General features: G+C 68.6%; 1 protein-coding gene. It reads left to right on the top strand.

Features of this window, described 5'->3' with window-relative positions; all coding sequences use genetic code 11:
* Positions 1-771 (top strand): Re/Si-specific NAD(P)(+) transhydrogenase subunit alpha (locus F3J15_RS37480; protein WP_166897863.1); only part of this gene is annotated, 771 nt, incomplete at both ends.

Raw genomic sequence — 771 nt, 5'->3', positions numbered from 1 at the left:
TGATCGGCTTCGTCTGGCCGGCCCAGAACCCTGAACTGATGCAGCAGCTGGCCGCGAAGCGGGCCACGGTGCTGGCGATCGATTCGCTGCCGCGCACGCTGTCGCGCGCGCAGAAGATGGATGCCCTTACGTCGATGGCCGGCGTGAGCGGCTACCGCGCCGTCATCGAGGCGGCCCATGCGTTCGGCCGCTACTTCAACGGACAGATCACGGCCGCAGGCAAGGTGCCGCCGGCCAAGGTGTTCGTCGCCGGCGCGGGCGTCGCCGGCCTCGCGGCGATCGGCACGGCCGCGGGCCTCGGCGCGATCGTGCGCGCCAACGACACGCGCGCGGAAGTGGCCGACCAGGTCAAGTCGCTGGGCGGTGAATTCGTCAAGGTCGACTACGAGGAAGAAGGCTCGGGCGGCGGCGGCTACGCAAAGGTGATGAGCGAAGGCTTCCAGCAGGCGCAGCGCGCGATGTACGCGCAGCAGGCCAAGGACGCGGACATCATCATCACCACCGCGCTGATCCCCGGCAAGCCGGCGCCGAAGCTGATCACGGCCGAGATGGTGCAGTCGATGAAGCCGGGCAGCGTGATCGTCGACATGGCCGGCGAGCAAGGCGGCAACTGCGAGCTGACGGTGCCGGGCGAAGCCGTGGTACGTCATGGCGTGACCATCGTCGGCTACACGGATCTCGCGTCGCGCCTGGCACGACAGTCGTCGACGCTGTATGCGACCAACCTGCTGCGCGTGGTCGAGGAGCTGTGCAAGGGCAAGGACGGCACGA

The organism is Burkholderia sp. Ap-955, from assembly GCF_011753045.1.
Taxonomy (GTDB): Bacteria; Pseudomonadota; Gammaproteobacteria; order Burkholderiales; family Burkholderiaceae; genus Burkholderia; species Burkholderia lata_D.
This window is presented reverse-complemented; position numbering and strand designations above follow the sequence as displayed.